The sequence below is a fragment of the Candidatus Zixiibacteriota bacterium genome (assembly GCA_040753875.1).
In the GTDB taxonomy this organism is placed as follows: Bacteria; Zixibacteria; MSB-5A5; order GN15; family FEB-12; genus DATKJY01.
The window spans coordinates 13,963-34,907 of record JBFMDV010000032.1 but is presented as its reverse complement, the minus strand read 5'-3'; the positions used below and the strand labels follow the sequence as shown (position 1 = coordinate 34,907).

The following is a 20,945-nucleotide window of genomic DNA, read 5'->3' as shown; positions in this document are numbered from 1 at the left end:
GCCGGCCCTGGAATTCAGCCTGCCAACTCCACCGGTTACCTTGGTGCGTAGTCCCAAAGTACCTATTATGGTCACATAAGTCAACGTACTTCGGGTGTCCGGAAACAAGGTTATCTATTTCGAGACAGAAAGATGAATCGTCGAGAAGACGTCAAATCAACGGCGGAATGACGACTATGGTTATTGACGAGTCCAGCACACGGCGGGGTCTACGAGACGCATTCTGCAACTGGGTTAGGGAAAGCGCAGAGTGAACAGCTGAAAGGCCTGACTAAGTCCCCGGCGGTGAAACTGGTCACACGCCAAACAAAGAGCATATCGTTCATTTCCGGACGAATCGCCCGATAGTGGTCGTACGCGGCCTCGGTGAATCCCCGTAACCTCTTCTATCGTAACAACCAAAACCTTGGCACACGGGTTGCGACACAAACAATCCATGTGCCCACTTGCAACTACCGATCGACTCATTGATCCCGCCGTACTCAGTCGCCGCCGTTGGAAATCGATCACACGCGTGGTCGCCATTCTCCTCGTCGTCGCCATAGCATGCTACGTGCTCTACACGCGAATACGGCCCTCGGTGAGCCGCACAGTAATCCGTACTTCGGTCGCCGATATCGGAACCGTAGAAGCGTCTATCCCCGCGACGGGGATCATTCTCCCCGCCCACGAACAGGTCATTACGAGCCCAATCGACAGTCGGGTAATAGCAGTACTGCGACATGTCGGCGACAAACTTGCTCCTGGTGATCAGATCCTGCTCCTGGATACGAGCGAGGCGCACCTGGCATTGGAACGCACCACTGATAACCTTACGCTGAAGGAAAATGAACTCGCCCAAGTCGACTTGGAATTGCAGAATGAGCGGAGTGACCTCGCCAGCCACCGTGAGATCAAAAAGTTGCAGGCAGACCTTTTGGCAAGCAAAGCCGATCAACTTCGCAAGCTGTACACGCTCGGCGGAGCTTCCGGCGAACAAGTGGGCCAGGCCGAGCTGGAGCAGAGGGTTGCTGCTATCGAACTCGTGCAACTTGAGACGTCTTTCCAGAATCGCGAGTTAGTCGCAAAATCCAAATTGGCCAACCTCGAAACCGAAATTGGACTACTTCGTAAAGAACAAGCGGAGAGACAGCGACTCCTCCATGCGGCATCAACCCGAGTCGACCAGGCAGGTGTGCTTACATGGGTGATCGGCCAGGAGGGGGCTGCGATACGCAAGTCAGACCAAATCGCCCGGATCTCCGACCTGGCGTCATTTCATGTCCAGGGAACCGCATCCGATGTGCATGCAGGAAAACTTACCATTGGCTTGCCGGCACGAGTCATCGTAAATGACAGCGCCCTGAATGGCATCGTCACTGCGGTCAATCCCTCTATCCAGTCAGGGGTGATGACTTTCGAAGTCGCGCTGGCCGATCCTACTGACGCCCGTCTCCACCCCAACCTCAAAGCGGACGTGTATATCGTGGCGGCGCAGAAGCAGTCAGTCCTTCGCATCCGACGCGGCCAAACAGGTGAACTGACCACACATCAGTTTGTCTTTGTCAAACGGGATGGAGTGGCAGTTAAGATCGATGTCCAATTTGGCCTGGTCGGCTACGATTATATCGAGATAATTTCCGGTCTGCATCCGGGTGACACGGTACTCATCTCTGACATGCGTGAATATGAACATCTAGAAGCGGTGCGCATCGACTGATGAAACCGTTACTCAAAAGTGAATCCATGCAAAATCAACATAGCGGAGGCGATATGATTCGACTGGAACGGGTAGACAAGGTCTACCATACCGATCAGATAGAGACTCAGGCCCTTGCCAATATTAATGTGACTGTAAAGCAGGGTGAGTTCATTGCCGTCATGGGGCCTTCGGGGTCAGGCAAGAGCACTCTTTTGAATATCATAGGATTATTGGATACGCCAAGTAAGGGCGGAATTGCGCTCAATGGCAAGAAGATCGAATCGTACGCCGATAGAGCACTCGCCCGCATACGGAACGAGCATGTAGGGTTCATATTTCAATCGTTTCACCTTATCAATGATCTCCGGGTGATTGATAATGTTGAGATTCCTCTTCTCTATCGCCGTCTATCCGGATCTCAACGGAGAGAACTTGCTTTGAAAGCACTCGACCGTGTGGGGTTGTCTTCGCGCGTGCGCCATTTTCCATCGCAGTTGTCTGGTGGACAGCAGCAGCGTGTGGCAATCGCCCGCGCCATAGTCGGGACTCCTCGCATACTGCTGGCTGATGAGCCGACCGGCAATCTCGACAGTCAGATGGGGGATGAAATCATGAATATTCTGTTGGATCTGAACCGGAACGAAGGGACCACGGTGGTCATGGTGACACATGACCAGCGGATGGCTGATCGGACACAACGAACACTCCGGCTCTTTGATGGCCGCCAGGTGAGTTAGGCCAAATGCTGAAGAATTACCTCATCATAGCACTCAAGGTATTGAATCGGCGGCGTTTCTTTACCTTCATCAGCCTCTTTGCGGTCAGCTTTACCCTGGTGATGCTGATCATGGCGACATCGCTGTTAGACCATGTCTTTGGCCCTCAGCCACCGGAATCACGGCTTGATCGCACTCTTGGCGTCTATACGATGATGATAAGCGGCCCCGAGCAACGGTCCTCAGGTGAGCCTGGATATGGTTTCCTGAATAAGTATGTCAGGACGCTGCCCGATGTCGAGCTGGTTTCCATATTCTCAGAAGCAAAAAGTGTTGCCACTTATCTGAAAAACGAGAAGTTGAAACTCTGGGTTAAGCAAACCGACGGCAATTACTGGCGGATTCTCGATTTTGAATTCATCGAGGGCTCCCCATTCAGCGAGGAGGATGATCATTCCGGCAATCGGGTGGCGGTTGTCAATGCCTCTACTGCCCATAAATTCTTCGGTGCGCCGTCTGCCTTGGGGAAGAGTATAGACGCCGACGGCCAGTCCTTCAGAGTAGTTGGAGTTGTACGCGATGTGCCCTCCCTGCGCTTTACTCCCTTTGCTGATATCTGGGTACCAATTGGGACAGCCCAGAACGATGTATATAAGTCACAACTCATGGGCGGCTTCCAGGCAATGATTCTGGCCCGGGACAAGTCAGATTTCCCTCGCATAAAAGCTGATTTCGCTGCTAACCTGGAGCGCGTGGATTTTTCGAACATGGGTGTATACAACCGGATGGCCGGCGCGCCGGAGACGTTTTTCGAATCGCTGTCGCGAGAGGCCTTCAGCTCGGGAATGCAGGAGAGCCATCCCGTAGTGCTCTTGTCGCTGATTGTCGGACTTATGGTCATGTTCATGATGCTCCCCACTATTAACCTGATTAATATCAATGTCAGTCGCATTCTCGAGCGGGCATCAGAGATAGGTGTCCGCAAAGCGTTTGGAGCGTCATCTATAAGCCTCATAGGTCAATTCGTAATCGAGAATCTCATCTTGACGCTCATTGGTGGCGCCATTGCGCTGGTCGTCTCGGCGATCGGGCTGCAGGTGCTTTCATCGTCGGGGTTTGTTCCCTACGCCGAGTTTCATATCAATTTCCGTATTCTTGGCTACAGCCTGCTCATTACGACCATATTCGGCCTCTTCGCCGGAGTTTACCCGGCGTGGCGGATGTCGCGCATGCACCCGGTTGAAGCATTGCGAGGAAAAGTCCAATGATAGCTCATCTACTCAAACTCTTCTGGCAAAGAAAAGCGTCGAATACGTTACTCATAGCCGAAGTCTTTATATCTTTTTTGGTATTGATGGCTGTGGTGACAGCGGCAGTTTATTCGTATGGCAATTATAGCCGTCCGCTCGGATTCGAATTCAATAACGTCTGGAGCGTTACTGTCGATGTGAAACAAAAGAGCGACGACTACTGGTCGGCCGATATGGTAGAGTCAGCCCGGCAAGTTGAACTGGCCCTGCGCTCCTTCCCTGAAGTGGAAGCTGTTGCCGGCATGAACTACCCACCATACTCTTTTGGGAACTCTATTACCGTCATCGACCGGGGTGGCCCGACCATAGAGTGGTCCCGAGGAGAAGTGACGGACGACCTGAACAAGGTCCTCGGAGTTAACGTAGTACAGGGAAGGTGGTTTGAGCAGTCGGATGACGCCTCGACCTTTCGGCCAGTGGTCATCAATCGCCGCCTGGCAGCGGAGCTGTTCCGCGGGAGAGACCCGATAGGCCAGTTGTTGGATGGGGAACTTGGAGATGGCGACTGGCGCGTCGTAGGCGTAGTGGAGGGCTTCCGAAAGGACGGCGAACTCTCAGGAGAGGGCAACTATGCCTTCTTCAGGATCAACCTGGACGATACGACCCATCGCCCACCGCGCACTTTTCTGTTGCGCATGCGGCCGGGTACTTCGCCTTCGGTGCAGCAGGACATTGCGTCCCGGCTTCAGAATGCCGTTAAACACTGGTCGTTTGAAGTGGAGACACTGTCAGATATGAGGCAAAGCAATTTCAAGAAGAGGATTGCGCTGTTGCTTGCGGGCGGTTTTATCGCCGCGAACCTGATCCTCATGGTGGCGCTGGGGCTGATCGGAGTTCTGTGGCAAAACGTGACCCGCCGGCAGGCGGAGATCGGGCTGCGGCGAGCGCTCGGCGCATCCGCCCACGATATCTATCGTCAGGTGCTGGCTGAATTGATAATCATAGCGTCGGCGGGAACGTTGCTTGGGACGCTCGTGGTAATTCAATTTCCGCTCCTCGGGGTGTTTCAGTCGGTCGGTTGGCAGGTATATATGGTCGCTATACTGATCTCGTTGTTGTTGATGTATATGATCATGCTCTGCGCCGCGCTCTATCCCAGTCGACTGGCCACTCAGATACAGCCAATTGAGGCGCTGCACGCGGATTAGGAGATTCGAAATAGGTTTGGGGCTCGTGTCACATCGTCTTACATTGAAGTAGATATGGGTGGTGCATCAGACATTCGCGAAATGAAGTGTCATGATTCTGATAGTTGATGACGATTCTGCAGTAGTAAGCTCCCTGACCCTGCTGTTGAAACAGCATGGATATGCGACCCGTGCAGCTTCGACACCCGGAGAAGCACGTGCGCTGTGCAAGCGCGAGCGCTTTTCCCTGGTCCTGCAGGATATGAATTTCTCCCGTGAGACGACGGGCCAGGAGGGGTTGGACCTTTTGGCTCATATCAAAGCGGATGCGCCGTCGACCCCGATAGTGCTTATCACGGCCTGGGGCTCAATATCATTGGCGGTCCAGGGAATCAAGGCGGGCGCCGCGGACTTTATCACTAAACCATGGAGCAATCATCAACTCCTGCAGGTGATACGGACAGCTTTGGAAGTCTCGACTGTACAAGAAGCAGGTAGGTCGGAGAAGAATTGTACGCGAGCAGAGCTCGATCATCGCTATGACCTGACCGGTATAATCAGCGAAGACTCGAACTTACTGAAAATACTCGAATTGGTGGGACGTATCGCTCCCACTGATGCTTCGGTACTAATAACGGGTGAAACCGGCACCGGCAAAGAAATCATAGCCGAGGCAATCTACCGCAACAGCCGCCGCAACAAAGCACCCTATGTCAAGGTGAACCTCGGTGGTATATCATCCTCTCTCTTTGAAAGCGAGATGTTTGGGCACGTAAAGGGTGCATTCACCGATGCGCGGCAGGATCGTCAGGGACGCTTTGAAATGGCACATGGCGGCACGATCTTCCTCGATGAAGTCGGCGACCTCGATCCCGCCTGCCAGGTGAAATTGCTGCGAGTGCTTCAAGACAGAACGTATGAGGTGCTCGGTGCCAGCAAACCTCGGACGGTCAATGTCCGAGTAATTTCCGCCACGAACCGCGATATCCCTCAAATGGTGGCCGACGGGCAAATGCGTGAAGACTTGCTCTACCGCCTCAATCTGATTACGCTCCACTTACCGGCCTTACGGGAACGCATCGGTGATATCCCTTTGCTGGTTGATTACTTTCTGACAAATATTGGAGAAGCATATCACAGTCCCCGTTCCACTATTTCACCTGCTGCACTGCATTGGCTGTCGCGGCAGCCTTGGCCGGGAAATGTCAGACAGTTTCGCCAGACTATAGAGCGAGCCGTGCTGCTTTCGACCCATACCTACCTCGACAAAGCCGACTTTGAACTGGCGATGAAGATGCCGGCAGCAGAGGTTATGCGTCCCGAGCATGCCGACCCCGGTAGCATGACGCTCGAGGAGATGGAAAAGACGATGATCGTCAAATGTCTCACTCGATACGATGGCCATTTGACGCGCGTCGCTGAAGCGCTGGGCTTAAGTCGGGCGGCGCTCTATCGCCGTCTTGAGAAGTATGGGATCCGGACATGACCCTCAGGCGATGGGTCATTGTCTATCTGGTGCTGATTCATCTGGTGGTGGCTGCGACCGCGGTCTGGCTTCTTCGGGAGAATCGGTTTTGGTTATACGCAATTGAAGCATGCTTCCTGGTCTCGCTGGCGGCAGCCATTGCGCTGTACAACCGGATCTTCAATCCCCCCAATGTGAGTGCCCTCGGCTCCGAATTTCTTAAAGAACAGGATTTTCAATCCAAGTTCCGTACGGTGGGACATCCTGAGGTCGATCGCCTCGTACACCTTTATAACTCTATTGCTGAAAGCCTCCAGAACGAACGAATACGATTGCAGGAGCAGGAGTTTTTTCTGGAAAAACTGCTCGATGCATCCCCTGCCGGAGTGCTGACCTGCGATTTCGATCGCCGCATCGATCTGGTTAACCCGGCCGCAGAACGCATTCTGACAGCCAGTGCCGAACAGTTGAAAGGACACAAGCTGGCTGATATTGATTCACCGTTGGCGACGGAGCTTTCCAATCTGCCAATAAACCAGTCAACGGTAGTGATTCTGTCGGGCAGGCGACAGATCAAGTGCTCAAAGTCACAACTGATGGACCGCGGCTTTCCGCGAGAATTTGTGATGTTCGAAGAATTGACCGAAGAACTTCGCCGCCTCGAGAAGGCATCGTATGAAAAATTGATTCGCCTCATGTCTCACGAGGTCAATAATTCTATTGGCGCGGCCACTTCGTTACTCCATTCGTGTCTGAACTACGCAGAACAGATTCGGTCGGAAGATCGTGCCGACTTTGAAGGCGCGTTGAATATTGCCATTACCCGGACGGAACATCTTAACAGCTTTTTGAAAGCATTCGGCGATCTCGTCAGGCTTCCTTCGCCGCAGCTGCAGGATAGCGACTTGTTGACATTGGTACGTGACAGCATCGCACTGCATCGGCCAGAATTGGAGCGACGCCAAATACGTGTGGAATGGCGCATAGACTGTGATGGTCTTCCGGTGAGAATAGATATTGGTCAAATGGAGCACGTGCTGGTCAATATACTAAAGAATGCGATTGAAGCGATCGGTCATGACGGCCGGATTGTCGTCGCTGCCGGATCCTCACCGGATGGGTCGTATCTCAGCATTGAGAATACTGGCGCAGGTGTTTCCCCGGAAGTATCGGCAAATTTGTTCACCCCGTTTTTTACGACAAAAGTTGGCGGCCAGGGAATTGGCCTGACCTTTGCTTCCGAAGTGCTCACCCAGCACGGATTTCGTTTTAGTCTCACGAGCGACTCCGATGTCACTCAATTCCGGATAATGCTTCGTTAGTGCCACAAGCCCGGGGCCCGGCAAATCGAACTACTCGCAAAATTGTTGGCTTCGGCAAGTGACAAGCAATTCAATTGTTACACTTGGATTCATTCCCAGGGGGCATAAACAAAAAGCACCTTCAACTCCTCGCCAAAGGGCCTGAATTTCAATCAATGCGGGGTCTACGAGACGCATTCCGCAACTGGGTGATCGAAAGCGCCGCTTGATCAAGCTCCTCTGGCGCAACCAATGACCGTGCATTTCGGCAATCTGTCAGTTTGGCACCCGTCCCAAAAATCGGGTAGGTATCTTCCGGTAACCGACTGGGACAGAAGTTGTTACGCGTTGTTTTGTCGAATCTCCAAGGACCTTCAGCCGTGCCTGCGCTTACTCTCGATGTCAGCGACCGCGAATTTGGCAGACTCTCGTTCGGCAGCTGAACATAAAAAAAAGAGTCAAAATACTCTTGACGAACACCCAAAATGTCGATATATACAGATATAAGACTCCTAAATCTGGAACTGATTGTGCTGTTTTCAAAGGGTTGTACATATGCGATTCGAGCCTCGCTCCTGGTGACCACCAAGGAAATCAAGGACGGCCGTAAATTTATCCCGATTCGGGAGCTCTCCGAAGAGTTGGACCTCTCGTTTCACTTCCTGACCAAGATCATGCAGCTTCTTACGGAAGCAAAAATAATGGAATCGTTTCGGGGTCCCAACGGAGGCGTGGGATTGGCTCGACCGGCGAAGGAGATCACATTGGTGGATGTGATAGCAGCCGTAGACGGAATGGCACTTTTCGAAGGATGCGCATTGGGGCTCCCTGGCTGCGGCGAAAAGACACCTTGTCCGCTCCACGACGCTTGGGCGAAACGCAGACAAGATCTGCATAGAATGTTTGAGAAAACAACAATGGCAAGCCTGGCCAAAGAATTAGCAACGAACTCACTTCGCAACTGAGGTATCAGAATGAACACTCCTATGGGGCGGTCAAGTTGGTCTGTTTCAGATATCATACTCCGAAATCCTGAATATCACCTAGTGTATGCTGAAATCTCGTTCGTCACAACTAACTAATTCATGAGGATAGAGACATGAAAAGACTGCTTCCCCTGTTCATAGCCGTGCTTGCCATGCTCATGGTGAGCTGGTTTGTAAGCGGCTGTTCGTCGAAACCCGAGACAGACGTCGAGCGCCAGGCCCGCTGGGCCACCGGGCGCCTCACCAGTTGGGAAACTGAGCACGGCATTGGACCTATCATCGAAGAAATCCAAGTGGTGCCGGTTGATCCTACTAAGGCTGCCTCCGGACGAGAGATATTCATAAAGAAGTGCGCGACGTGCCACTATCTCGATCACAAGAAGACCGGTCCCATGCTTCGCGACGTGTCCAAGCGCCGCTCTCCGGAATACATACTCAATCAGATATTGAATCCAGAGCAAATGGGCAAACTTCACCCGGACGGAAGAAAGCTCGTCGCCCAATACGCCCAATACATGACCATACAGGGGATTACGAGGGAAAACGCTGAAGAGCTGCTGAACTTCCTGCGCTCTGAGGCTGACAAGCCGGCCGTATCCATCGAACAGCAGCCGGGGTTTGGCACGCCGCCACCTCCGCCGGGCAATTAGGCACAACTTACACAATGAGAAATCCTACGAGGAGGATTCCAATGAATCAACTGAGCCGTTTCCTATGTAACGCCGGAGTGCTCATAATAGCCGTCGTGTTAGGAGGAGCCGGCTGCTCACAAAAGCAGGAGGCCGGCGGATTCGGAGATGCCGCCACCAAAGTCTACGTTGCACCTGGCAGCTACGACGAGTTTTACGCCTTCATGTCGGGCGGATTTAGCGGTCAAGTATCTGTGTATGGCCTCCCTTCCGGACGGCTCTTCCGGGTCATACCGGTATTCAGCCAGGACCCGGAGAAAGGATACGGATACTCCGAGGAGACCAAGCCACTCCTGATGACTACACATGGTTTTATTCCCTGGGATGATGCGCACCATCCCCAACTCTCCGTAACTGACGGTCAGACCGATGGACGCTGGCTCTTCATCAATGGCAACAATACGCCTCGCATCGCGCGACTCGATTTAACCACGTTTGAAACGGTTGAGACTATTGAGATCCCAAACTCGGGCGGCAACCATGGTTCTCCGTATTTGACTCCCAACACCGAGTATGTGGTGGCCTCGACCCGCTTTAGCGTTCCGATTCCCCAGAAAGACGTTCCGATCAGTTCGTACAAACAGAATTTCAAAGGGACAATCTCCTATATCAAAGTCGATTCTGCGACCGGGCGAATGAAGATCGCATTCCAGATCCTGGTGCCAGGGATCAATTACGACCTATCACGTTCCGGCAAGGGACCGTCGTATGGCTGGTCGTTCTTCAGCTCCTATAACTCCGAGCAGGCCAATACCCAGCTCGAAGTGAATGCGTCGCAAAACGACAAGGATTTCGTCGCTGCGGTCAATTGGAAGCTGGCCGAAGAACTGATCGCGCAGGGGAAAGGCCAGATCTGGAAGGCGCCTCACTATCACAATTATATGGACCATGCTGATGTCGCTCAAAGCGAGGTAATATCCGAGGTCCCGGTCCTGGTGGCTAAGGACAATCCCGGTCTGGTTTACTACATTCCTACACCCAAGTCGCCACATGGCTGCGACGTGGATCCTTCGGGCGAGTACATTGTTGCTGGCGGCAAACTTGCCGCTCTGATTCCCGTCCATTCGTTCAGCAAATTCAAATCTGCCGTTGAGGCCAAAGCATTTGAAGGAGAGCTCGACGGCATTCCAATCGTTAAATACGAATCTGTGTTGGCCGGTGAAGTGAAGGAACCAGGCCTCGGCCCGCTCCATACGGAGTTTGACGGACAAGGATTCGGCTATACGTCAATGTTTCTGTCTTCAGAAATCGTCAAATGGAAGCTGGGGACCTGGGAAGTAGTTGACCGCATTCCCACGTACTACTCAATTGGTCACTTGATGATCCCCGGTGGCGACACCAAACAACCATACGGCAAGTATGCGGTGGCGCTCAATAAGATCACCAAAGACCGGTACCTGCCAACTGGTCCGGAGCTGACTCAGTCGGCGCAATTGATTGACATTACCGGCGATAAGATGAAGCTCCTGCTCGATTTCCCAACGATTGGCGAGCCGCACTACGCACAGGCCTGTCCGGTGACTTTGATCAAGGACAAGTCCGTTCGCTGGTATTCGATCGAAGACAACAAAAACCCGTTCGCAATTCAGGCCGAAGGTCAGGCCAGAGTCGAACGGGATGGAAAGAACGTTCATGTGTATATGAGCACTATTCGCACCCACTTTGCGCCGGACAACATTGAGGGTATCAAGGTCGGCGATAAAGTGTATTTCCACGTTACCAATTTGGAACAGGATTGGGACGCGCCGCACGGCTTCAGTGTAATGGGTGCAAACAACTCTGAGCTCTTGATCATGCCTGGGCAGACGCGCACTATTCTGTGGGAGCCAAAACAGGCCGGAGTGATCCCGTTCTATTGCACCGATTTCTGTTCAGCGCTCCATCAGGAGATGCAGGGCTGGATTCGTGTGTCAACCTGACAACGAAAGAGAATTACGTGGTACCTGATCTTGCCAAAGGCGATCCCGTGGACTCCGTGAGGCCTGCTATGCAATCGAGCCAGGAAAGTACTGCTGGAGCACGGCAAGGCCGCATGCACCTATTGTCACGTCTGCTTCTGGTGGTCGCTGCCTTGCTGTTGTCCCTCACCTACTTCTTCCCTCTCTGGGAGATATCTCTCGATGCTCCCCAGTATCCCGAAGGGCTCGGACTGGAAATATGGATTAACCAGATGCAGGGACAGAACCCTGGTGATCTGAACAAGATCAATAATCTCAATCACTACATCGGCATGAAACAGATCAAACCAGAATCGATTCCGGAACTGAGTATCATGCCGTGGATCATGCGCGGTGTGATGATCGCAGGCTTGCTCGTAGCGGCTGTGGGGAGACGGATGCTTTTGATGATCTGGCTCGTGCTCTTTCTGGCAGTCGCGACAGCGGGTCTTATTGATTTCTATCTTTGGGGGTACGATTACGGACACAACCTGGATACCCACCATGCCATTATCAAGGTCCCAGGAATGAGCTATCAGCCCCCGTTGATCGGCTCCAAGAAGCTCCTGAACTTCAAGGCCATCTCTCTTCCCGGAGTCGGGGGATGGTTTGCTATGGCCTCCTTTGTGTTGGGAGGGTTGGTCTGGTTTTATGAATTCAGTCGAGTGCGCCGTGTGGTTCCGCCGAAGACCGGCCCTGCCGCCGGGATGCTGGCATGTCTTCTCCTCGGTCTGGCTGTCTCCTGCAGCCCTTCTGGGCCGTCACCCATACGATATGGATCGGACCAGTGTGCTTACTGTAAGATGACCATTGCCGATGAGAAATTCGGCACGGAATCGATCACTGGCAAGGGGAAGATATACAAATACGATTCAATCGAATGTCTTGCAGCTGACGATATGAAATCGAAACAGACGATAGGGCAGGTTCATTCACGGTGGGTCACTGACTTCGGACATCCCGGCACTTTTCTTGAAGTGTCTGTAGCCGTGGTTGTCGCTACCGAAAAACAGAAAAGCCCAATGGGTGTCGGACTGGTTGCGGTCGCCTCCCAGTCTGATGCCGTCGCCCTGATTGCATCGGTAGGCGGTGCCGTCCTGGACTGGAATGCAGTGAAGAAACTGGTTGCCGAGACATGGAAGCTGACGGAGAAACAGTGATGCACCGGCGGTTGCGCATTCCCTGGCGCTTACTTCAGACTATGCAGTTTCTGATCGGCTGCGTCCGGCGTGGCGGCGCAGTTTTCATCTTCTGCTTTTCGGCCGGCAACGCTGCTGTCATTTCAGTACACCCTACCGGTCACGTACAGACGATCGCAGCCGCGATAGAGCAGGCTGTCTCGGGGGATACCATTCGAGTTTCTGCTGGACGCTATGAGGAGTACGGCCTACACATCACAAACCGGATCACGTTGGTCGGTCAGGGCTGGCCAGTCATTGATGCGCGCGGGCAAGGGCCGATTCTCGAACTCAGCACGGATGGCGCATCGGTTTCGGGCTTTGTGCTGTGCGGCGTACCAGTGAGTTTTGTGAAAGAACATGCCGCTATCCTCGTGAATAACTCGACGGACTGCGAGATACGAGGAAATCGATTCACTGACAATTTCTTTGCGATCTATCTGGCCAAGTCGCGATACTGCCGCATTCTCGACAATGAGATCACCGGAGTGTCAAAGGAACTCACCTCCGTCGGTAATGGGATCCATCTGTGGAACTGCTCCGATATCGATGTCACTCACAATGTCATTCGAGGCCACCGTGACGGTATCTATCTCGAATTTGTCACCAACAGTGTGATTGTGAACAACACAAGCGAGCAGAATCTCAGATACGGATTGCATTTCATGTTCTCAGACAGCTGCCGGTACGAACGTAATCGGTTCCTGCGCAACGGCGCGGGTGTTGCCGTAATGTATACAGATGATGTCGAAATGCTCGAAAACGTCTTTGAAGACAACTGGGGCGGTGCGTCCTATGGATTACTCCTGAAGGACATCAAGGATAGCCGCGTGTTGGACAACCGATTCACCCGCAACTCTGTCGGTATCCATATGGAGGGCTCGGACCGCGTTCATATTGAGCGAAATTGTTTCACCGCCAATGGATGGGCTATCAGAATCATGGCCAACTGCGTGCAAAGCGTGATAGAACAAAATGACTTTATCGACAACACATTTCAGGTGGCGACCAATAGTCGTCAGACGTTCAGCAGCTTCTCCGGCAATTACTGGAGCCCATACCGAGGTTTTGATCTCAATCGGGACGGCTTTGGTGACGAGCCCTTCCGTCCGGTAAGCCTGTATAGTCTCTTAGTCGAAATGGAACCCCCGACGTTGGTCCTTGTTCGAAGTCTCTTGGTCGATGTTCTCAATTTGGCAGAACGGATAATCCCAACATTAACGCCTGAAGCGCTGGTCGACAACAAACCGCGCATGAGGCCGGTAACATGATTGAAATCAGCCGCTTGCGCAAACGTTATGGTCGCTTTGTGGCGCTCCATGAGATCAGTCTGTCGATTGAACGTGGCAAAGTTACTGGGATCATCGGTCCAAACGGCTCCGGTAAATCCACCCTAATGAAATCGCTGCTTGGACTGGTCAAACCGACGTCGGGGAGCATAACCATAAACGGATATCTCTTGAATGGTTCGAGTGACTACCGCAGGTTTCTGGGGTATGTTCCGCAAATTGCCCGCTTTCCCCTGGACCTGACGGGACGAGAGACGATCGATGTGGTCAAAGGTCTGCGGAACGAGAAAGTCCGATTGGAGTCCGAATTGATTCACCTGTTCGGCCTTGAGTCGGAATTGTCGAAGCGCATCCGAGCGATGTCAGGAGGTACCCGGCAAAAGCTGAGCGTCCTGCTTGCCTGTATGTACGATCCTGATCTGCTTATTTGTGATGAACCGACTGCCGGACTCGATCCGGTCGCCAATACTCGCCTCAAAGAGTTGTTTCAATCGTTAAGACAAAAGGAACGAACTATCCTTATCACCACTCACATCATGAGCGATCTCGATGAAATCGCCGACAATGTGGTGGTTCTGCTTGAAGGTCGAGTTCGCTTTGCCGGATCGATCCGTGAATTGAAACTGGCAGCGGACGAACCGCGCCTCGAGGTGGCCGTGGCACGCCTTCTTGAGCGGGGTGCCGCATGAAGCTGACACTGCACCTGGCCTGGTATACAATCAGGGACCTCACGCGGAATCGCTGGGGACTACTCTATACCGCATTTTTTGTCGTAGTGACCGTTGGCCTGTTCCATTTGCAGGCACAGTCGGCTAAAGTCGCGGTCAGCCTCATGAGTGTGTGCCTTTTCCTCATACCGTTGGTGTCCTCAGTGTTCGGCACGATATACTTCTACAATTCACGCGAATTCATAGAGCTGGTGTTAGCCCAACCGGTCGAGCGCAAGACTGTCTTTCTCGGCATGTTTGGAGGACTATCGGTCGCTCTGGTGGCCGGATTCGCATTGGGCGTGGGCATTCCTACTGCTATCCTCGGCGATTGGTCGACCGGCCAATTGACCTCCGTGACACTCTTATTGACGATCGGCTCTCTTCTGACCATCATATTCCTGTCTATCTCTTTTCTGCTGGCGATCATCTTCGATGATCGTGGCAAGGGGCTCGCCTCCGCACTCGCAGTCTGGCTCTTCACGGCCTTGATTTATGACGGTCTGGTACTCATGGCGGCCATGTCGTTCTCGGAATACCCGCTTGAGACTCCGCTGCTCCTGGCCTCGATGGCCAATCCCATCGACCTCGCGCGAGTGACCCTGCTCATTCAGACCGATTGGGCAGCTCTTATGGGTTACACGGGTGCTGTGTTTAGTCGGTTCTTCGGAACATCACTGGGCGTCACCGTCGCCACGGTTTCCTTGGGGCTCTGGATTATCGTTCCATTGTTCATTGGTATCCGCAAGTTCCGATTCAAGGATCTTTAAGGGAATGGCGCTTCGGGTTCGCTCGGAGCATTCACACAAAGGACCTCACCATGGGAGATCACAAGGAGCCATGCAGTTAAGGCAATCCGGGAAGAATCTCGTGAACTGGCTGATAACAGCCAACTCACAAAGAGTCGCATTGCTCTACTTGCTCACGTTTGGAGCGTTCGTGCTTGTCGGCGCATCGGCAGCTCTGGTCATGCAGCTTGAACTATGGGGCGCTTCGTCGACCCTGTTCAGCGGCCAGTTCTTCGGGCACATTCTAACTCAGCACGGGGTAGTGATGACCTTCGTCGTGCTAATCCCTCTCATTCCGGCAGTCATTGGCAACTTTGTCCTGCCGTCGGCTGTCGGCGCGCGAGACATGGCGATGCCAAGATGGAACATGGTCGGTTGGATCGTGCATCTCTTAGGCTCCACCGCGGTCGTGGTTGCGGTTGAATTGGGCGCCTATGACACGGGTTGGACAATGACCATACCTTCTGTCGCCACCGGCACGTACCAGCTGCTCATAGCCGGCCTGTTTTTTGTAGCAGCGTCGACTTTGATAGTCAACTGCGTGGTTGCTCGGACCATTCTATCCCGCAAGCATCGGACTTTGCCTATGTCGAAGCTCCCGATATTGGCTTGGTTCTTCTTGGTTTCATCACTGGTGGTATTGATTGTCAGCCCGATCCGCCTCTTCACATTGACCATGCTGTCTTCTCAACATTTCGGCCTGACGCCTGTTTTTTCGCTGTTGGAAGGTGACGGCATCATTCAATACCAACACCTGTTTTGGGCTTACGCCGGTCCTGCCACCTCTGCAACTCTCCTGCCGGCACTGGGGATTACGTTTGAGGTACTTGCTGCCCGCACCGGCACGGTCCTGTTTGCTCGCCGCGCACTAATTGTTGCCGGAATCATGCTGGGACAGTTCAGTCTCATCGCGTGGGGAAGGCACTTGCTTGTCACGACAGATTCAGAGCCGCTGGCTCTGGCTGGCAGTCTGTTTAGTTTGCTTACCGTCGTCCCGATCTCGCTGATACTCCTCAGCTGGTTCATCATGTTGTCTCGCGTGAGAAGTTGGAAATCAGTCCCTATTCTCATTACGGGGCTACAGACTATTTTCGTCGTCATAGGCGGCTTCGCGGGGATTATGCTCGCCATACCCTCGACTGGATTGATGTTACATGACAGCTATACGACAACCGGTCATCTTCACCTGATCGCCCTTGGCCTCGTTTTCCTCTCTTTTCTGACCGGCCTCTTCCACTGGTGGCCGGTCATCATGCAAAGGACCATTTCACCTCGTGCCGGACGTGCAGTCGCCATCTGCATCGTCATCGGGATCATGACTACGTACTTCCCTATGCTCGTCAACGGTCTGGGTGGATTGCCAAAAGCACTAAGCGTCTACCCGGCGCAATTCGAAATGATGCATAAGGTATCAACCGCTGGTGCCGTCGTTCTCATGACAGGCCTGCTCGGTGCGATATGGCTATTGGCACGGAGCACTTTGGGTGGAGTGTCACGACCTCATGAGGTGGTGCCGGATGCTGTTGGAGAGTTTGCCTACGCCAATGTACCGACTCCCCGTATACAGGAGGAAGCGTGATGAACAGGTTGCCCGAGCACCGCAAGACTCTCATCCAGATGCTTGTCGAAGAACACCAACATATCACGGCCAGTTTGTCGACTCTTGAGTCAATGCGAAAGTGTCTCGCCGGTCGGCACCTGGTCCCTTCAGGATATCTCGAAACGATAGTCCGGTTCTTCAGCGAATATGGCGACAAGATTCATCATCACAGCGAAGAAGAACTGCTGTTCCCGGCAGTGGAACGAACAGCAAATCGGCAACTTAAGCGCATGCAAGAGAGATTGGGGATTCAGCATCTTTTGGGTCGCCTCTTCGTGTGCGAGATGAAGCATGCATTGAAGGATGCCCGAGCTGAGCGGAGAGGATGGCGGCGAAGATTCATCGATAATGCGAAAGCATTTCAAACTCTCCTCGCTATCCACATTTGTGACGAAAACCATCTGTACTTTCCGCTCGCTGAGAGAGTACTAATTCGAAAAGACGGACTTGCAGAATACATGTGTGTTCAGCCGGCAACACACAAGACACTATGGGAGAAGCGTGTTGATCGGCTATTTCGCAAGTATTGCCCCGATCAATCTAACAAATGTGACTTCGTCTCGGCATCTGCCTGTCATGATTGTGGGGGCCGTGAATGAGTCGCGCCGAGGCCGGTTATTCAGAGGAACTCATGGCAGATCAGCATCAAGTAACCGCGTCGCGCCGACGACTATGAGGCGTTCGGAATTTGATGTTTGAGAATCGAACTCACATCGCAACTTACGGTGAGACCATGAAATACGGAACTGGCGGCCCCGACCTCACTCTCCCCAAACTATTGTGGAGTTCGTTTTTTCGGTGAAAACAACATACTCCACAAACAGCGGTACTCGTTGGAAGATAATGGCTTAACCAAGGAAAAGGGCTGGGCAAAAGACCCGCCCGTGATAATCGGGATCAAAGGGCTGCTTACTTGAGAAGCAACATTTTCTTGGTATCTATCAGATTACCCGCCTGAAGCCTGTAGAAATAGACGCCTGTAGCGGCTGATTGCCCGCTGTCGGTCTGGCCATCCCATTCGACATGATGCTCACCTGCTTGCATGGTCCCACCAATCAGCGAAGCAATCCGTTGGCCCACGATGTTGAAGATTTCGATTTTCACATCCGAAGCTCTGGGTAAACTGAAGCTGATAGTAGTGGTGGGATTAAACGGATTTGGATAATTCTGTGCCAATGAGAATGCATTTGGAAGGTTGTTCGACTCATCATCAATACTGGTTGGATTCAAAGCAATCACCGTCAGCAACACTCTGTTCTCTTCATATGTGGCTTCGTACTCAACCTCATTGTTGGCAACGATGATGGTATCGAATTCCCCGGAAATGGCAAGTCCGGTCAAGATCTCAAAGACGTCACCGAGCTGAGGAGTATAGCCGAAGAGCCTCTTCACTTGAATTTCGCCATCGAGTTCAACCGCGCCATCAACGAACAGAGCATCGTGCTCAATTCCCGGTGTCAAGCCGCCCAGTTCTATTTCAAGGGCTCCAGTACCAGTTTGAGTGTAGTTTCCGATCACGTTCGATCCACCGGCGGATTCCGTTACTCCCCCGGGACTCAGCGTACCGCCATTGACAAGGTCCCCGAAGTAAGGACCCTGCAGTCCAAGAAATCCGCCTATACCCAGCGCAAAGTCATCGGTAGCAACTGTAGCACCTTCAAACAGGAAGACGCTATCCGAGTAAATGCCAGGCTCAGAAATCCTCGATGCCGACCTTGATTGTGTGCCAGGCGGTGTAACTGTAGTGATTGCCAGAACCGGTCCCTCGACCAACGCATTCACGCCGAGCACAAGCAAGTCACAGGCAATAGCTCCACCGTTTGTTGCTGCCAGTAACGCCTGCGAGTTTGCGTAAAGAGAAATCGTACCCGCCTCAACTGAGGAGCCCGAACCGTCGACTCTCACTTCGGCAGAGTCTCCTCCGTAGACCTGGAGGCTTTGTACATCGAACACCCCTGCGCCGTCGCTAACAGTCAGGACACCATTTCCGGCTCCGCCAATAGCAAGAGTTCCCAAAGTGTGCAAAGATGAGCCGCTTCCATTGAGCGTGACCGATCCCCGAGTACCCGGTTCGACCTCGGCGACATACAGATTACTTTCAGTCTGCGCAGTGCCGAATACCACCCCCCCTGAGTCTATCACCAGCTCGCCGCTCCCATTCTCAGCGACGTCAAATCGATCATTGAACTGAACCGAAGCGCTGTTTGTGATCTTCAATCCGGCAACACTGTTCGTGTCATCAACCATAGATGTACCTGAGATAACAACGGCGCCACTATCAAAGACAAGTGTGCCGGAACTTACCATCAAAGCCGGTTGGCAGTATGTATCGTATTGCAGCGTAAGCGTGCTATTGCCTAGCTCAAGTCTGTGTTCGCCTTCAGCATTCTCCAGGGCCGCGATTGTGCGGCTCGCGGAAAGGGTAACCGTATAGTCTCCGGCAGTACTTAACTGCGCAACATGATTTGTGGCCGGCGGTGCCCCGGAGCTCCAGTTGGGCGCATCCTCGAAAGCACCGCCTGCGGCATTCGTCCAGGCATTGTTGATGATGCTGTCGCAAGGATCCGGCGGAGCAATCAGAATAGTGAACGGTCCGTCTACTAGCTCGACATCGGTCCCGGTGAATTTGAAGTACGCAGAGTCGACCTGAGTCGAGACTTCGGGAAGGTTGGACAAGAACTCCGCTTCTCCGCAGTATACCTGGACTTGTCCGAAAGGCGCATAGGTGGCACCACCATCATCGCTGTATGAGACCTGTAAAACTGATGTAGCGCCGCCAATAATCAGGCTGTATTGAAATGTCTGCCCAGACGTGAGCACCATACCGGAAAGCGAGAAGGACGAATGGATGGTAGCCTGGCATCCCCCCCCTGGCCGGACGATACCGTCGCTGGTCGCAATTGACTCACCGTCGTCCAAGAGCTGCCAATCGCCCCCGAAGAAAGGATCGGTGTCCCCGACATCCGGGCCGATGCAGTTCGGCAGGATCTCTGGCAGCAAATCAAACAATGTCCCTTTCCAGACAACCGCTGCGTAACGAGCCGGTTCATAGTAGTCTTCAACAATCCCATAGACCCAGCCAATATCAGTTACGTAATCGGCTCGGCTGTTACTTCCGCTCAAGAGAACGAAATTGTCGGGAGCCGACCAGCGAAAAGCACGCTTATCCACGAAGATGGTATCGTTTTCATAGACAGCCGCTTCTCCACATATATAGGTACCATTGGGAGACATATCCACGACCGACCAGATTCTGAAGCTGTCGGGAACTCCTTCGATTAGTTCGAAGTCGCCGCCTCCCCCGGTCCGACGCCACACCTTTAGACCGCCCAAATTGGGAATTCCCTCTACCGCCACCAGTGTCTGAATGTCATTCGAAGCTGCAACAACCTGTAGCCCGCTCGAGTACCAGTTTTCTACAAGCTGTCCCGAACTGGAATAGCGCCCATACGCGCCAACCACGTTTCCACCATTAGTGATGCGAATGGGCTGATCAATGGTCGTATCATCGATCTTCTGCAAAGGTACTAGCGAGGAATCGCCCAAGCTCCAGATATGCCAGTTGCCAACCACCTGATAAGCCTGCACGTAGAACTGGCCGTTAGGCGACAAAGACTCCGTCCGGTTGAAGTCCTGTCGCTGAAGGGGACAAGGTATAGTGCCGTTTGCCGGCGAGTAATGAACAAAGACACGGTTATTTGGGTCGGTAGACAGGATTGCCGCATTGCCGTCCCCCGACACTTCCACCACTCGGCCGTAGATGGAGAAATTCTCCAGGCAACCCTGGGCAAGACATTCGCTCTGAATAGAAAGCGCGATGCCTGCTGTGCATGCGACCAAGACGGCGGAACGCACGATTTTCAAAATGAAACGCCTCAACATTCTCACTCCTTCTTAAGTGGTTATATCAACAAACCCGTTATGCGGCAAAGTATGCGATCACAACACCAAAGTGTTTGAGCGAACCCGTCGCAATGGTAAATATACTGATGCGGTCCATTATGTCAATGATATTGGCCGGTACCGAGTGGGGAAAACCGGAAGTCTCTGCAAAGATAATTCGGAACCCGTGCTACGGTGGACACCGCTTACAAAGTGGAAAGTGCTTGAAGTAAACAGGATTAAAGTAGTCTTAAAAAGCGGCCCCGACCTCACTCTCCCCAAACTTTTG

At 52.9% G+C, this 20,945-nt stretch carries 16 protein-coding genes; 15 read left to right on the top strand and 1 reads right to left on the bottom strand.

The genetic code is table 11. The annotated features are described in order from the left end of the window. The first annotated feature begins 436 nt into the window (after positions 1-436). The 15 genes from AB1644_11910 (at position 437) to AB1644_11840 (ending at position 17,373) form a co-directional block, all read left to right on the top strand. Entirely contained in the window at positions 437-1,699 is a 1,263-nt protein-coding gene (locus tag AB1644_11910; protein ID MEW6051747.1) for an HlyD family efflux transporter periplasmic adaptor subunit, read from the top strand. 53 nt (positions 1,700-1,752) lie between these two features. Beyond that, positions 1,753-2,418, top strand: coding sequence for an ABC transporter ATP-binding protein (locus AB1644_11905; GenBank protein ID MEW6051746.1), 666 nt, complete (start codon positions 1,753-1,755; stop codon positions 2,416-2,418). Positions 2,419-2,423: 5 nt separating this feature from the next. After that, a complete protein-coding gene (locus tag AB1644_11900) occupies positions 2,424-3,665 on the top strand; it encodes an ABC transporter permease (protein ID MEW6051745.1) in 1,242 nt (413 codons plus the stop codon). Continuing rightward, the gene (locus AB1644_11895; protein ID MEW6051744.1) at positions 3,662-4,855 is read left to right on the top strand and encodes an ABC transporter permease; all 1,194 of its coding nucleotides are present in this window, start codon (positions 3,662-3,664) and stop codon (positions 4,853-4,855) included. Before AB1644_11900 ends, AB1644_11895 begins: the two co-directional genes overlap by 4 nt. A 91-nt stretch (positions 4,856-4,946) precedes the next feature. Continuing rightward, positions 4,947-6,320, top strand: coding sequence for a sigma-54 dependent transcriptional regulator (locus AB1644_11890; protein ID MEW6051743.1), 1,374 nt, complete (start codon positions 4,947-4,949; stop codon positions 6,318-6,320). Then, on the top strand, positions 6,317-7,621 hold the full coding sequence (locus tag AB1644_11885; GenBank protein MEW6051742.1) for an ATP-binding protein: 1,305 nt from the start codon (positions 6,317-6,319) through the stop codon (positions 7,619-7,621). The genes AB1644_11890 and AB1644_11885 overlap by 4 nt, the downstream gene beginning before the upstream one ends. A 464-nt stretch (positions 7,622-8,085) precedes the next feature. Then, positions 8,086-8,565, top strand: a complete 480-nt coding sequence (locus AB1644_11880) for an Rrf2 family transcriptional regulator (GenBank protein MEW6051741.1) — start codon at positions 8,086-8,088, stop codon at positions 8,563-8,565. A gap of 134 nt (positions 8,566-8,699) precedes the next feature. Further along, a complete protein-coding gene (locus AB1644_11875; GenBank protein MEW6051740.1) occupies positions 8,700-9,236 on the top strand; it encodes a c-type cytochrome in 537 nt (178 codons plus the stop codon). 41 nt (positions 9,237-9,277) lie between these two features. Continuing rightward, on the top strand, positions 9,278-11,194 hold the full coding sequence (nosZ, locus tag AB1644_11870) for a Sec-dependent nitrous-oxide reductase (protein ID MEW6051739.1): 1,917 nt from the start codon (positions 9,278-9,280) through the stop codon (positions 11,192-11,194). A gap of 113 nt (positions 11,195-11,307) precedes the next feature. Continuing rightward, the gene (locus AB1644_11865; GenBank protein MEW6051738.1) at positions 11,308-12,372 is read left to right on the top strand and encodes a nitrous oxide reductase accessory protein NosL; all 1,065 of its coding nucleotides are present in this window, start codon (positions 11,308-11,310) and stop codon (positions 12,370-12,372) included. After that, complete coding sequence (nosD, locus tag AB1644_11860) at positions 12,372-13,661, top strand: nitrous oxide reductase family maturation protein NosD (GenBank protein MEW6051737.1); 1,290 nt, start codon at positions 12,372-12,374, stop codon at positions 13,659-13,661. The genes AB1644_11865 and nosD overlap by 1 nt, the downstream gene beginning before the upstream one ends. Beyond that, positions 13,658-14,368, top strand: a complete 711-nt coding sequence (locus AB1644_11855; GenBank protein MEW6051736.1) for an ABC transporter ATP-binding protein — start codon at positions 13,658-13,660, stop codon at positions 14,366-14,368. The genes nosD and AB1644_11855 overlap by 4 nt, the downstream gene beginning before the upstream one ends. After that, the gene (locus AB1644_11850) at positions 14,365-15,156 is read left to right on the top strand and encodes an ABC transporter permease subunit (GenBank protein MEW6051735.1); all 792 of its coding nucleotides are present in this window, start codon (positions 14,365-14,367) and stop codon (positions 15,154-15,156) included. The genes AB1644_11855 and AB1644_11850 overlap by 4 nt, the downstream gene beginning before the upstream one ends. 70 nt (positions 15,157-15,226) lie before the next feature. After that, complete coding sequence (locus AB1644_11845) at positions 15,227-16,753, top strand: cbb3-type cytochrome c oxidase subunit I (protein ID MEW6051734.1); 1,527 nt, start codon at positions 15,227-15,229, stop codon at positions 16,751-16,753. Continuing rightward, positions 16,753-17,373, top strand: a complete 621-nt coding sequence (locus AB1644_11840) for a hemerythrin domain-containing protein (protein MEW6051733.1) — start codon at positions 16,753-16,755, stop codon at positions 17,371-17,373. Before AB1644_11845 ends, AB1644_11840 begins: the two co-directional genes overlap by 1 nt. A 310-nt stretch (positions 17,374-17,683) precedes the next feature. On the opposite strand, the gene AB1644_11835 is transcribed toward AB1644_11840, so the two are convergent. Continuing rightward, positions 17,684-20,656 (bottom strand): FlgD immunoglobulin-like domain containing protein, encoded by a 2,973-nt coding sequence (locus AB1644_11835; protein ID MEW6051732.1) that lies wholly within the window; start codon positions 20,654-20,656, stop codon positions 17,684-17,686. Between the last annotated feature and the right edge of the window lie 289 nt (positions 20,657-20,945).